The 13,552-nt window shown below is 68.8% G+C and carries 10 protein-coding genes; 4 read left to right on the forward strand and 6 right to left on the reverse strand.

The features are described 5' to 3' along the window. Positions 1-335 precede the first annotated feature (335 nt). Positions 336-503 (reverse strand): hypothetical protein, encoded by a 168-nt coding sequence (locus tag ACFYOH_RS43400; RefSeq protein ID WP_165939570.1) that lies wholly within the window; start codon positions 501-503, stop codon positions 336-338. A 138-nt stretch (positions 504-641) separates the two neighbouring features. Continuing rightward, positions 642-935 carry a hypothetical protein gene (locus tag ACFYOH_RS43405; protein ID WP_388637533.1) on the reverse strand — a complete coding sequence of 98 codons (294 nt, stop codon included), beginning with the start codon at positions 933-935 and terminating at the stop codon, positions 642-644. A gap of 152 nt (positions 936-1,087) precedes the next feature. Between ACFYOH_RS43405 and ACFYOH_RS43410 the strand changes: the two genes are divergently transcribed. From ACFYOH_RS43410 to tpg, 4 genes are all read left to right on the forward strand, one after another. Continuing rightward, a complete protein-coding gene (locus ACFYOH_RS43410) occupies positions 1,088-1,654 on the forward strand; it encodes a hypothetical protein (protein ID WP_388637535.1) in 567 nt (188 codons plus the stop codon). Beyond that, the gene (locus tag ACFYOH_RS43415; RefSeq protein WP_388637537.1) at positions 1,651-4,290 is read left to right on the forward strand and encodes a Helicase associated domain protein; all 2,640 of its coding nucleotides are present in this window, start codon (positions 1,651-1,653) and stop codon (positions 4,288-4,290) included. The genes ACFYOH_RS43410 and ACFYOH_RS43415 overlap by 4 nt, the downstream gene beginning before the upstream one ends. Positions 4,291-4,423: 133 nt before the next feature. Next, positions 4,424-7,402 carry an NACHT domain-containing protein gene (locus ACFYOH_RS43420; protein ID WP_388637539.1) on the forward strand — a complete coding sequence of 993 codons (2,979 nt, stop codon included), beginning with the start codon at positions 4,424-4,426 and terminating at the stop codon, positions 7,400-7,402. Positions 7,403-7,722: 320 nt separating this feature from the next. Next, positions 7,723-8,280 carry a telomere-protecting terminal protein Tpg gene (gene tpg / locus ACFYOH_RS43425; RefSeq protein ID WP_388637541.1) on the forward strand — a complete coding sequence of 186 codons (558 nt, stop codon included), beginning with the start codon at positions 7,723-7,725 and terminating at the stop codon, positions 8,278-8,280. 30 nt (positions 8,281-8,310) lie between these two features. Here tpg and ACFYOH_RS43430 read toward each other — a convergent pair whose 3' ends face one another. The 4 genes from ACFYOH_RS43430 to ACFYOH_RS43445 all read right to left on the reverse strand — a co-directional run bounded on the left by ACFYOH_RS43430 (position 8,311) and on the right by ACFYOH_RS43445 (position 13,174). Then, positions 8,311-9,420, reverse strand: a complete 1,110-nt coding sequence (locus ACFYOH_RS43430; RefSeq protein WP_388637543.1) for a hypothetical protein — start codon at positions 9,418-9,420, stop codon at positions 8,311-8,313. A gap of 13 nt (positions 9,421-9,433) precedes the next feature. Continuing rightward, complete coding sequence (locus tag ACFYOH_RS43435) at positions 9,434-10,177, reverse strand: AAA family ATPase (RefSeq protein ID WP_388637545.1); 744 nt, start codon at positions 10,175-10,177, stop codon at positions 9,434-9,436. Then, a complete protein-coding gene (locus ACFYOH_RS43440) occupies positions 10,174-11,787 on the reverse strand; it encodes a Mu transposase C-terminal domain-containing protein (RefSeq protein WP_388637551.1) in 1,614 nt (537 codons plus the stop codon). Before ACFYOH_RS43440 ends, ACFYOH_RS43435 begins: the two co-directional genes overlap by 4 nt. 166 nt (positions 11,788-11,953) lie before the next feature. Continuing rightward, positions 11,954-13,174, reverse strand: coding sequence for an AAA family ATPase (locus ACFYOH_RS43445; protein WP_388637548.1), 1,221 nt, complete (start codon positions 13,172-13,174; stop codon positions 11,954-11,956). Positions 13,175-13,552 lie beyond the last annotated feature (378 nt).

Genomic DNA, 13,552 nt, shown 5'->3' on the forward strand with positions numbered 1-13,552 from the left:
CCCGCGGAGCGGGTCTCTCCGGGCTGCGCCCGGAGCAAGCGAACACCCGTGCTGCGCACGGGTGTTGCGCTCACGCTCCGCGTGAGCACTGGCTGACTGCTGCGCAGTCAGCTCACCCGCCTTGCTGCGCAAGGCGGGTGAAGCTCCGTCCGCTGCGCTCCAGGAGCAGGTGGGGGCTGCGCCCCCACCTGGTGCCTTCGCTGCGCTCCGGTCACCGGGTGGCGCTGCGCGCCACGAGGGCCAGCCCCGCTGCGCGGGGGCAGGCCAACGGGCCTACGGCCCTAAGCAGCAGCGAGGGCGGGGGTGTGGCGGTCTCTTCGGCTGGCCTACGCCGGTCATCGTCTACGGGACCAAGTGCTTCCGATACCCGCAACATGCAGGGCCAGTGCGGTCAGTCCCAAGAGCATGACGTTGACTGACGAGAAGGTGTGATTGGTGCTGATCTCGGCCGCGTTGATGAGGAACGCGATGAAGAACAGCACTGCCGCGACTATGCCGAGCATGACGGGACTCCTCTCGATGGGAAGTGAAGCCCGTATGCCCGGCCACCGCCCCCACAGACGTCGGCGTTCCCCCAGGAGCCGCAGAATTGTCCGCCCGGCAGGGGCCTGGCCAGCTCGTGCAGGCGCACTGACGGATTCTCAGGCGTGGGCGTGGCGGGTACTTGCCGCCTTGTGCGAGGCGGCGTGATGCGCGGGCCGGCCTGTCGGGGGGACTGCGAGGCGCCGCAGGGACAGGCCGGCGGCGGAGAGGAGACCGGTGAAGACGGCCAGGAGGAGGACGGACACCCACATCTGCCGGCTCCCGGGCGCCTGCCAACCGGTCCAGGCGGCGGAGACCGCCCACAGCAGGACACCCACGGCGTAGAAGGAGCGGACGCGGTGCAGCTGCCGCACAGCCCGCAGGAACTGGATGCGTTCGGTCTTCGGTGCCATGCCGGACCGTGTACCCCCGATGTGCCACGGCCATCAGGGGCGCAAGAGCCTTGCGGAGTGGGCTTCGTTGAGGGGGCTCATGTCTGCACGTTGGTTTGATGCAGCATGTAGCATTGGCGTAATTCAGGGACACCCGGCAGGAAGCGGTTTACGTGTTGATTTACGAGTACCTTCCGCATGAGCTTGCCCGCCTCGGTGTGGTCGCAAGCGCAGCCGGGCTCGATCGCCACCGCGTGGATGTGCAGGTGAGTCTGGCTCGAGAACGCGCCGGGAGGGCGAGTACGGCCCCGCCCGAACCGCATCGCTTGAGTGAGCTGTTCATCGCGGAACTGCGGCACCTTCAGTGGGAACGGATCGCTGGGCTCATAGCCAAGGAGCGGATGGCCGCGTACACGCCCTCCCGCGACTCGCGTGCCGTCCGCTACGAACGGCAGCGTTTGCACCGGCTGATGAGGGACGTGGCCGAGGCCGAGCGGTCAGGTGCCAAGGATCCGGAAATCCGTCGGCATCGCGTCTACCGGGTCGATGCCCGGCTCGCTGCCGGTTGCTCCAGCCCGGACATGCCCGCTCCCGTCGTCCACCTGATGGCAGCGTCAGCCGACGAAGCGGCCGAGCGGGCCTGGGCCCTACAAGGAAGAGACGGCGGCCTCTACCAGCGCTGTGGATACCGGATCGCTTCCGTCGAACAAGTCCTTCCCGAGCCGGGGGAACTCTTTTGATCCAGCTCCGAGAACACCAGGTTCAACAGAAATCGAGCTTCCGGAAATGGGTCGGATTCTCTGCAAGATCATCTGTGCCCCCGGGCGGGATGCGGGGAACGATCGTGTCCGCGACCGGATCGGGCAAGACGATCACCGCTGCCGCATGCGCGCTGGAGTGCTTCTCCAGCGGCCGGATCCTCGTCACCGTGCCGACCCTGGACCTGCTCGTGCAGACCGCCCAGGCGTGGCGCCTGGTGGGGCACCGCGCCCCGATGGTTGCGGTGTGCTCGCTGGAGAACGACCCGGTGCTCAACTCGCTGGGGGTGCGCACCACCACCAACCCCATCCAGCTGGCGCTGTGGGCCAGGAAGGGGCCGGTGGTCGTGTTCGCCACGTACGCCTCCCTCGTGGACCGCGAAGACCCGGAGGACCCGTTCGGTCAGGGGAACGTCCGTGGGCCGCTGGAGGCCGCTCTGGCGGGCGGGGAGCGGCTCTACGGCCAGCAGATGGCGGGCTTCGACCTCGCGATCGTGGACGAGGCGCACTCAACCGCAGGTGATCTTGGCAGGCCGTGGGCCGCGATCCACGACAACGCCCGCATCCCCGCCGACTTCCGGCTCTACCTCACCGCCACCCCGCGCATCCTGGCCTCGCCCCGGCCACAGAAGGGCGCGGAAGGCCAGGCGCTGGAGCTGGCATCGATGGGCCAGGACTCCGACACCTACGGCCCCTGGCTGGCCGAGCTCGGGCTCTCGGAGGCGATCGAACGGGGCATCCTCGCCGGGTTCGAGATCGACGTGCTGGAGATCCGCGACCCCTCCCCCGTCTTCGGGGAGTCCGAGGAGGCGCAGCGGGGCCGGCGCCTGGCGCTCCTGCAGACCGCACTGTTGGAGCACACGGCGGCGTACAACCTGCGTACGGTCATGACGTTCCACCAAAGGGTGGAGGAGGCAATGGCGTTCGCGGAGAAGCTGCCGCAGACGGCAGCCGAGCTGTACGTCAACGATGCCTCGAACGAGGACCTGGCGGCCGCAGACCGGTTGCCGAGGTCGTCGATCGACGCGGAGTTCTACGAGCTGGAGACCGGCCGCCACGTACCCCCGGACCGGGTCTGGTCGGCGTGGCTGTGCGGCGACCACCTCGTGGCCGAGCGGCGCGAGGTCCTGCGACAGTTCGCCGGCGGCATCGATGCCGCCAGCCGCCGGGTCCACCGCGCCTTCCTCGCGAGCTGTCGCGTGCTCGGGGAAGGCGTGGACATCACCGGCGAGCGGGGCGTGGAGGCCGTCTGCTTCGCCGACACCCGCGGCTCCCAGGTAGAGATCGTGCAGAATATCGGCCGAGCGCTCAGGCTGAACCGCGACGGCAGCACCAAGGTGGCCAGGATCATCGTGCCCGTCTTCCTGGAGCCCGGCGAAGAGCCGACGGACATGGTCGCGTCCGCCTCGTTCCGCCCCCTTGTCGCCGTGCTTCAAGGCCTGCGCTCGCACGATGAACGCATCGTGGAACAGCTCGCCTCCCGGGCCCTCACCCATGGACGGCGCAAGGTACACATCCGGCGCGACGAGGACGGGCGGATCATCGGGGCCGACGGCGAGGACCAGGAGCAGGACGACGGCGCCGACGCCGCTGCCAAGTCGGCCCTGCTTCACTTCTCCAGCCCGCGCGACGCCGCCACGATCGCCGCGTTCCTGCGCACCCGGGTCTACCGGCCGGAATCCCTGGTCTGGCTGCAGGGCTACCAGGCCCTCATCCGTTGGCGAGCGGAGAACGAAATCACCGGCCTATACGCCGTTTCCTACGACACTGAGGTCGAAGTCGGAGCAACGAAATCCTTTCCACTAGGGCGATGGGTGCACCAGCAACGGAAAGCGCTGCGGGCCGGAGAACTCGACCCCCATCGCGAAGAGCTGCTGAACGCCCCCGAGGCCGGCATGGTCTGGGAACCGGGCGAAGAAGCCTGGGAGAACAAGGTCGCCGCGCTGCGGTCCTACCGGCGCGCCACCGGACACCTCGCCCCGCGACAGGACGCGATGTGGGGCGAGGGCGGGGCGATGGTGACCATCGGGCAGCACATGGCCAACCTGCGCCGGAAAGGCGGCCTCGGCAAGGACCCCCAGCGCGCCACGGTGCGGTCCGCGCAGCTGACCGCCATCGATGAGGACTGGGACTGCCCCTGGCCACTCGACTGGCAACGCCACTACCGAATCCTCGCCGACCTCGCCGCCGACGAACCCCACGGCCGGCTCCCCGACATCCAACCCGGCGTGCAGTTCGAAGGAGACGACCTCGGACGATGGCTCCAGCGGCAGAAGAAGCCGGGCAACTGGAAGCTGCTGTCCACCGAGCAGCAGGAGAGGCTGTCCACACTGGGCATCAAACCCGCCCAGCCGCCATCTCCCGCCCCGGCCGCCAAGGATGCGACGAAGGGTTCGGGCAAGGCGCAGCAGGCATTCCAGCGCGGCCTCACGGCCCTCACACAGTGGGTGGAACGGGAAGGCGCCCACCGGCCCGTACCCCGGGAGGCGGTGGAGACCTTGCCCGACGGGACCGAAACCAAGCTCGGCATCTGGTACAGCAACACCAAATCGAGGCGAGACAAACTCACCCAGGACCAACTGGCCGCACTGCGGGAGCTCGGCATGCAGTGGGCGTGAGCCCGCCTGCTGGCCATCGGAATGCGGTCCTGGCTATGTCCTGTCAGGGGTTGAGGCCCGCGTCTCCTCAGTCGGGGACCGAGGCTCCTCCCTCAGCCCACGAGCAATCCTCGATTCTGGCAGAGTGAGCCACGTGCCCGACTATGACCTGACACGCCTTGGTACTCGCGCCTTTGAGCAGCTCGTAGTTGCTCTGGCTCGTCGGGACATCGGACCGGGGGTGCAGGTTTTCGGTGACGGACGCGACGGTGGCCGTGAGGCAACGTTCGAAGGCACGATCAACTGGTCCAGCACAGCGGCCGGGGGCGCGGACCGCTTGGACTGCTGGTCGGGGTACACCGTCCTGCAGGCCAAATTCCATGTGAAACCCGGGCAGACCCCACACGACAACGCTCTGTGGTTGCAGGCGCAGATCAAGAACGAGATCGACGGTTGGATCAGAGCTGCACAAGCGAGCACCCGCTCTCGGCTTCCCGAATATTTGATCTTTGTCACCAACGTCGACCTGTCCGCTGTTGCCAAGGTTGGCGGGATTGACAAAGTGAACCAGGCCGTGAGGAAACGGCTGACTGAGATGGAGACCATCCGTAGTGGCCTGCGGGTCAAAGACTTTGCGATCTGGCATGGGGACCAGATCCGCTCGATGCTGGATGCCAACCAGGAAGTTCGCTACGCCTTTCCCGCTCTTCTGACGGCCGGTGACGTTCTGGCGAAACTGGCCCCCGACTGGGTCAGCTTGGGGACCTTCGATGCACAGGACCCGTTGCGCGAGCAGCTCCTTCATGCGATCAAGGACGACCGCTGGATCCGGCTGAGTCAGTCAGGCGGTCCCGGTGAGGCGAAGCTCTGGCTCGACGACATCGCGATTGACCTGCCCGCAACTCTCGGCAGTCCCGACGGCGACCTGACCGTCCGAGCCGTTCAGCGTGTGCTGGAGCTTGGCGACATGGTGTTGCGTCAGCGCCAACCAGACCGCATCAAGCGATCCAACGTTGTGCTCGTCGGCGGCCCGGGACAGGGCAAGTCCACCCTCAGCCAACTCATCGCGCAGGCCTACCGGGTGGCACTCCTCACGGGCGCCAGTCCGGGGCCTTCAGTCCAGGAAGTCATCGACGGCACCCGCTCGGCTCTCGCCCGACTCGGACTGTCAGTCCCCAGCAACCGTCGCTGGCCGACACGTATCGACCTCGCCAAGTACGCCGAGGAGCTGGCCAGCGGCGCCGAGGTTTCCTTGCTGCGGTGGATCTCCACACGGCTGTCCGAACGCACCGACCGGGATATCTCTCCCAGCGCGCTCCGTGGGTGGCTCCGAGCATGGCCGTGGGCTCTGATCCTCGATGGCCTTGATGAAGTTCCCTCGGTTGACGCTCGCCGTCTCATCTACAGCAAGATCGACGACCTGCTCACCAGTGCCGAGGACCTCGATGCCGATCTCCTCATCGTGGTCACCACCCGCCCCACCGGCTACGACGAACGCTTCCCCGCAGACCGCTTCGAACACCTGCAGTTGCAGCGACTCCCTGCCGGTGAGGCAGCAGCCTTCGCACAGCAGATCACCGACAAGCGCTTCACCGACGATGACGAGATGCGGATCAAGGTGGCCGCACGCATGCGAGACGCTGCTCGTGACCCGGTGACGATCCGCCTGATGGAGACACCGCTACAGGTGACGATCATGTCGTTCATCGTGGAGAAATTCCCCACGCTGCCCCCTGACCGGTTCACGCTGTTCGACATGTACTACCGGACGATGTTCGACCGGGAAGTCGCCAAAGACATCCCCATCGCACGGTTCCTTTCCCAGCACCGCACCCAAATCGACCGTCTCCACGAGCACGTCGGGCTCATCCTCCAAGCCGCCTCCGAAACCGCGGACGGAGCCGAAGCAACGATCAGCCCTCATGGTCTCCACGACATTGCCCTGCAGCGCCTGTTGGACCGCGGATTCACACCCGCCGACGCTGAAACCCATGCCGGAGCCCTAGTCGAAGCCGCCACCCACCGGCTCGTCCTACTTGGTCCCCGGGACAACGGAGTCGGCTTCGACATCCGCACCCTCCAAGAGCTGATGGCCGCCCGCGCCATCGCCGAAGGCGATGACGCTGTCGTGATGTCCCGGCTACGACTGATCGCCCACCACCCCCACTGGCGCAACACCTGGCTGCTCGCCGCTGGCGAGCTTCTCCTACGTTCCGAACGCTTCGAAAAGAGAATCCTCGACCTACTCAAACAACTCGACTCCGATCCCCACCGGCTGAACGCCCGCTACCCCGCCGCGCCAGCACTCGCCGCGGATGTCCTCGATGACAACCTCGCCGCTAAACGGCCCCGCTTCGAACGAGGTCTCATCGAACGGCTGCTCAGCGTCCTGGACCGCCCACCGGTCGTTGACGTACCGCGCCTCGCCACAACACTCCTGCGCATCGCCAGCACAGACACCTACCGTCGGCTCGTCTACGACCGCATTAGCTCCGCTGCGTCAGCCGGAGCCGCACGCCGAGCCGCTTCCGCCCTTGTGCTGGAAGAGATGGCCATGGAGGTTCCCTCTCACGACGCACGGCTCACCAGCATGCTCAATGCCTACCGCGCGCTGGCGATTCCTGAGACTGAGGTGCAGGCGATAGGCGCCTGGCAGGGTATGTCAACACGCAGCATTCCCCTTGAGGGCGCCGATGGTACGGAAGCCGATTTCCGTGTGCTGGGTCACGTCACTCTCTTCTACGATCCAGACGCGAAGACCGTCTCGTTGCCTGCCTACCTCGAGGAACTCGTGGAACCTGTCGGCCTCAGCGACAAGGATCTACAAGTCCTACGAAGCGGCCTCGCGACGCTGTCGGACTCTCGCTTCTGTCTCTCCGGCCCTCCGCCTGGAACCGCCATTCCTGTCGTCCTACACAGCGGACCGGCGGAACCTCTTGTGCAGGCCCTTCAGAACGAGGATGTCGCAGCCTCACTCGACCTCGCCCTCAGCGCTTTGCCATCCACGCACTGGACTATCGAAGCCATGCTCGGTGCCACCTTCAAACCCAGCCAGAACCGGCAACCTGTCGGACCCACACTCCTGCTCGCCATCGCCGAGGACCACACCACAGACAACTACTACGCCGACTGATCCGCCTTTCAAGGCAGTAGCGGCAGCGCGCCATCAACCCGGTACTTCAACGGCCCCGGTCGCCGTGGTCCTGAAGCTAGGCGTGCAGTCTTCGAGGCCCTTTCTCCACTCGGGCAGCCCCGCATCTGGTGCGGAGTCCGAGCAAGGCGCAGCAGGCTGGCCCGGGGGTCGGGACACCCCATCCCGGCTCCCGTAGCCGACGTCGGCCGGTGCTGTCCCGAAGACGCTGGAACTGGCGGGCGGGGGCGAGCGGTGTGGGAGGACTGAAGTCACGGGCTGCAGGATGCCGGCCTATCGACTGGCCGCATGGGGAGGCGGACGTGGGGCATATCGAGCAGGGGCTGGGGCAGGCGCTGCGCACCCGGCCCGTTCCCTTGAGCACCGAGGCTCGCCTGCGGTTTCTGCTGGCAACGCATCGGTATTCCACCCAGAAGGTGGCCGCGGTCCTTGGGGTGTCGCAGCGCACCGTGCAGAGGTGGGTGACAAAGAAGCCCGGAGCGCGTCGCCCGCCGGGCCCGCTGCATCTGCGGGCGATCGAGGAAGCAGTCCTGGCTCGGTGGCAGCCTCGAATACGAGCCTGCCGGCGCGCCCAGGCCGAAGCGGAGGGCTTCGTCTTCCACACCAGGGCGCGATTCGGGTTCGCTGCTGCGGCCGGTTCCTCGGACGACCCGCGGGTGCGGTGGATCACCCAGTACCTGCCGGGAGAGGTAGCCCGGGAGTTGTTCGCCGCCCGGGACGCCGGCGCGGGTGAGCAGCAGCAGATGGTGATCCTCGCCCGCGCGCTGGGGCATGCCTACTTCCGCGATGGGGGTCGCCGCGCCCACGGCCTGCACATCGCCTTCAGCGACCTCGAGTTCGCCGACTTCTCGATCGGATGAGCGTGCCCTGTTCGGACGCGTCAGGGGCCTTCAGCGCCGCGAGTGCCTGGTGCGTACGGCCAGCATCGCTTCGTACCTGTTGGCTTCCTGCCGCTCGCGCCAGTCCCACTCCACACGGCCGGCCGGGCCTTGGCGGCGGGCCACAGGCGGCTGGGACGGGCGCAGCCTGGCCGTCTCGGCCACGCGCAGCAGGAGGGCACGGCCTCCTGGCGTGGCGAACAATTCGTGGTCCTCGCCGGATACGAGCCGGGCGAAGCAGGCCGCGGCCCGCAGGAAGACACCCGCCCAGGGCGGTACGGGGTAGGCGGCGCAGCCGTCGGTGTAGCGGGCGCGGTCGTGCAGGGCGAGTGTGGCCGCAGCGTCGTCGTAGTCGCGAGGGCGTGCGGTAGCAAGTTGCTGGAGGGACGCACCGGTGATCAGTGCAGCGGCAACGGTCGCGGCCAGGCGAGGGTGCGCGGTCACCCCATGAAGCCGATGAGCGACTTGCTGGGCAGCGTACGGGGTGAGAGGTGTGGGCGGTGGGCGGTGCCGCCAGACGATCGGCGGCGGCGTGCACGGGGCGGCGCAGGGGCTGGGACTGTCGTAGGAGACGAGGCGGTCGAGTGCAGGCAGGGTGAGCCATCGGCTGCTTGGCCGGCCCGGTTGGTCTGCAGGCAGGGGCACGGGGGCGGTCGCGCCGTAGTAGTGGCGGCGGGCGGTCTGAAAGTCGGTAGTGATGATGTGGTCGGCCGCTTGCAGGGCTTGGTGCAGGGCGGTGGGCAGGTGGGGTCGGTGGCAGACCAAGATCAGGTGGATACCGGTGAGCGTGCGCAGTTGCAGGAGGCGCATCGCGCGGCGGGCGGTGAGGCGGTGGGCGCGCAGGACGATCAGCCGGGTGACGGAAAGAGCAGTGATCCAGGCCGTGGCGGCTTCCCATGCGGGCTGACGGCCACCAGGGAAACGGCCTGGAAGCAGGGGCGGCTTTTCCAGGGCGGCGAGAAGGTCGTGGGCGAGGCCGGTTTCGCTGGTGGTGCCCGGGCCGGGGTGCAGGGTGATCCGGCCGGACGGCGGATGGTGGGCGGCCAGGGCGGTGTGCGTGTGAATCACGTCGTCATGGCGGTCGATGACCACGGTGACGGGCGGTGGCGCGGCGAGCGGCATGGCGGCGTGGTGGTCAGGCGAGGCGGCTGAAGGCCCAGCGCAGCAGCTCTTGGTCGACGCGTGGGCGGCCGGTGCGGGCCAGTGCGGTGCGGGTGTGGGCGGTCAGCTGGGCCCAGGCGCGGAAGTTGCCGTGTGCGGCGTGGCTGTCGGCGAAGGTGATGTCGTCGGGGTCGGCGTCGGCCCAGATGGGGTGGAACAGGGGGATGGCTTCGAGGACTTCGCTGGGGGTGAGGCGGGTGAAGTGCTGCCAGATGAAGATCCGGGAGGACAGCATCGGCTCGCGGCGCAGCACGGTGTGGCAGCCCTCCCCGCCGACGAAGATGATCGCCAGCTGGGTGGCCGGTTCGTCCCACAGATAGCGGAAATATTCGAACGCCTCCCCGTTGAGCCACTGGGCCTCATCCACCAGGAAGGTACGAGGGCGTTCAGCCAGAGCGGTCTTCAGTAGACGGTCGCATTCACTGGGGTGGCGCGGCGGTTCACCGGCCAAGTCGAGCGCGGTGAACAACTCGTAGCGCACCGCGCGGGCGGTGGGCCGGGCACGGAAGGTGATCTTGCGGACGTCCTCGTGCGGTTCGAGTCCGCGCAGGCAGGTGTTGACGGCGAGGGTCTTGCCGAAGCCGGCCCCGCCGTGGATGCACATCATGGCCCGCGCGGCGACCGTGTCGGCGATGTTCTCCCGGGCGGTGAGCAAGGCGCGGGTGGTGACCACAGAGGCATCGGGCAGGTCGACGTACTGGTAGGTGGCCGCGGTCACGAGGCGTCTCCGTCTTCATCGGTGGTGAGAGGTGTAGCCCTCCCGTCGCGGCCGTCCGGGACGGAAGCGCCACCACGGCCGGACGGGTGCAGGATGGGCGGGCCTGGCGTGGTCAGCGCGGCTAGGGAAGCAGGGGTGCGCCAGTCGGCCGGGGGCGCGGCGGGCGGGATGAGGTCCGGCATCGCGAGCTGCGCGAGGTCGGTGCCGGCGGTCTGGGCGAGTTCGGCCTCGGCCTGCGCGGTGGTCAGCGCGCCGAGCCGCCGGGGCGCCTCCGGCTGGTTCACGGCGGCGTAGCGCTCGCGCTGCGAGGCCTCCAGGTCCTTCTTCAGGCGGCGTGCGCGAGCGGACCGCGCCCTTCGTACGGCGCTGATCTGTTCGTCGGTGGCCTGGTCGGCCAGGTCCGCGGGGCCCAGGTAGCGGCCGGTGGCCGCGTGGTAGACCTCGATGCGGTGGTCGTGGTGGGGCATGAAACGGACCCGGACCTGGATCCCGGCCTGGCCGGTCATCCACGGCCCCACATAGTCGCGTCTCCTGAAACGGATGCCGCGAGTGGTCAGCGTGCGGGTGCCGGCGTCCTCCAAGGTGAACGTCCACAGATCCGCGGCCGGCACGTCCCGCAGCGGGGTGGGATCGTCCTGCCACGCCTGAAGCGGGGTCTTGCCCCGCAACGGCGCGGGACGGTGCTCGGTGTTCCACCAGAGCGTCCAGGCCAGAAGCTGGGTGGTGAAGTCCTCGAAGCCCAGCAGCACTTCCTCCTTCGGACGGGAGGAGCGTTTGCCTGGGCGCGGCTGGCGGGCGTAGCCGGGCAGCGAGGCCAGGAACATGCTCTCCACCGCCCGGTTCAGGCCCTCCACGGTGCCCTTGAGGTGGGGGGTGTAGGCGGGCAGGTCCTCCACGGTGACGTCCAGGAGATCGAACGCTGCGGTCACCGTCCGGGACAGGAAGTCCTTGCCGCGGTCGACGCGTACCTTCTCGGGCACGCCGCCGAACGGACCGTAGGGTTCCTCACGCAGAACCGCGGAGCGCAGCGCGGCCAGCACCGACTCCCGCGACGGATCCCCCGGCGTGACCGCGACACCAGTGACCGCGTTCGTCGCGCAGTCAGTGAACCAGGTGATCCACGGCCTGCGAGCCTTGCCCTCGACATCGACCAGCACCGGCGCCTGCATGTGGTCCGTCTCCCACACCTGATTGCGCCAGCCCCGCGGCCGGACCAGGAACACATCATGCTTGCGCGCCGCCCGCTCCCCACCCGCGAGCCCCGCCCGCTCCCCCGGCGCCAGATCACGGCGGATCGCCCGGTGCAGCGTCGTCAGCGACGGTGCATTGGCAGGCGGAGACTGCCTAGCAGCACGCAGGACCAGTTCGCGGTGGACCGCCCGCACGTTCCCCTTCCACAGCGCCAACAGCCCACGGACCTCGGGCGTGACCGTGAACCTTGCATCGACCCGGGAGCGTGCGCCGGGGTTAGCGGCCGCGGTCTCATCCCTCTGAGCGGCGGCCAGCCAGCGCCACACCGTGCGCTCCGACACTCCTAACGCGTCCGCGGCCACCCGTACATGGACTGCTGTCAGCTTCTTCCCTGCCCGCAGTGCGAGCAGCCGCCGCACGGCCGGACCGCGCAGCGCCGTCCTCGACGCCGCAGGCAGTCCGCCGTCTGGGCGGATGGCGTCGCCGTCCTTCATGTCAGCTCCCCTCACGCGGGTGGGACGTCGTGTGCTTGCCGGTGGCCGGGAGCATGCGATCGCCCTCCCGTTGCTTGCAGGAGCGCTCCGTTCACAGTGGCGGCGCGACCCGCTGGAACAGCCGCCTCAGCAAGGCCCGGTCGATGGATGCATCAGCAATGGTGAGCAGCGCGTTCTGCAGGTGCGCAGTCAAAGCGGCCCACGTGCGGAACGTGCCGTGCGCGCACGACCGGTCGATCCACGTCAGATCCGCAGCCGGTACGGTGCGCCACAGCGGATGGAAGCCGGTCACCACGGTCGCCACTTCCGCTCCGGTCAAGCGTGGAACCTCCTGCCACGCCACCACCCGCGATGCCAGCTGCGGCAGCCGGGACAGCGCCCGCTCGCTGCCCGCCCCGCACAGCACCAGCGTGACCCGGGTGCCGGGGTGGTCCCACAGGCTCTGCAGGTACTCCAGGCACGGCACGGGCAGGCGCTGCGCCTCGTCGACCACCAGCACCCGCGCCTCACCCAAGGCCCCCGTGACCGCGGCGTCGGCCAGCGCCGACGTGTGCGGGAAACGGCCCGCCAGCCCCAGCGCGTCGAATACCGCCCGCCTCATGCCAGCCACCGACGGGCGCACCGGTACCGGCACCCACGTCACCTTCCAGCCCGGGGGCACTTCGCCAAGCGCCATCCGCACGGCCGCGGTCTTGCCCCGGCCCGGATCGCCGAACACACACACCGCGCCCTGGGACGCCATCGCCTGACCGACCGCCTCGGCCACCGCCCGCACCCACGACGTCCGCACCAGCTGCGCTCCCGCCGGCAACGCCACACCCGCCAGCGCACCGCTCTCCCCCACCGGCAAGCCGCTGGTCGCCTCTGGCCCGAGACGCGGTGGCGCAGACGTCTTCACCGCGCCGCCCCCCTGCGGCCCGGCCAGGGCGAGGTCAGCCAGTGCCTGCCGCGTTTGCTGCTCATCCCGCTCCCGCCGCACCACCACGCGGTCCGGCAGGACCCTGCCGGCCTGAAGGTCCCGGCGCACCACCCGGTGCAACGACGCCAACGAGGGCACCTCTCCCCCGGCCGCCTTCAGATGCCGGTGCAGCGCCGCCACATTCCCGCCCGCCTGCGCCAGCACCTCCCACATCTGGTCGGACAACTCCAGCCGGGCCCGCGGCCTGCGCTCCATGCGGCCCTCCGTCCGCGCCGCATCCAGCCAGCGCCACACCGTGCGCACATTCACCCCGCCGACCTGGGCGCCCGCCCGCACATGCGCCGTCGTCAACGCCCCGGCCGCATCCAGCTCCAGCAGCCGCGCAACCAGCACCGGCCTGGACACCCTCAACCCCGCCGTGACCTCACCCCACGCGCCCGGCTCCCCCACCCCACACCCTTCCGCCCGCGGACACCGTTACCGACCACCGTGCCGCCGCGCAGCCCTCGGAAGGATCAGAAGTGCCGTTCTCAAGACAGTGGAGCGGAGCGGGGTGTACCGCCCCATGACAGCTGCACCGCTACAGGAACCGCCCCATGGCAGTGACCCCGCCCTTCCTCAACACCCCACCAGCGGAAACACCCCGGCCTGACAAGCCGTCACTGACACCCAACCACTGACTGTGAGGATGTCGGTGGTGCCGCCCGAGACGGTCTGACCCGCCAACTGACCGACGTACAAGCTGTCTTGTTGATGAAATGTCGGCCGACT

Source organism: Streptomyces sp. NPDC007856, assembly GCF_042868225.1.
Lineage (GTDB): Bacteria > Actinomycetota > Actinomycetes > Streptomycetales > Streptomycetaceae > Streptomyces.

Coding starts and splice junctions, on each gene's coding strand:
- ACFYOH_RS43400 (WP_165939570.1), bottom strand. CDS start 503: ATGCTCGGCATAGTCGCGGCAGTGCTGTTCTTCATCGCGTTCCTCATC.
- ACFYOH_RS43405 (WP_388637533.1), bottom strand. CDS start 935: ATGGCACCGAAGACCGAACGCATCCAGTTCCTGCGGGCTGTGCGGCAG.
- ACFYOH_RS43430 (WP_388637543.1), bottom strand. CDS start 9,420: ATGCCGCTCGCCGCGCCACCGCCCGTCACCGTGGTCATCGACCGCCAT.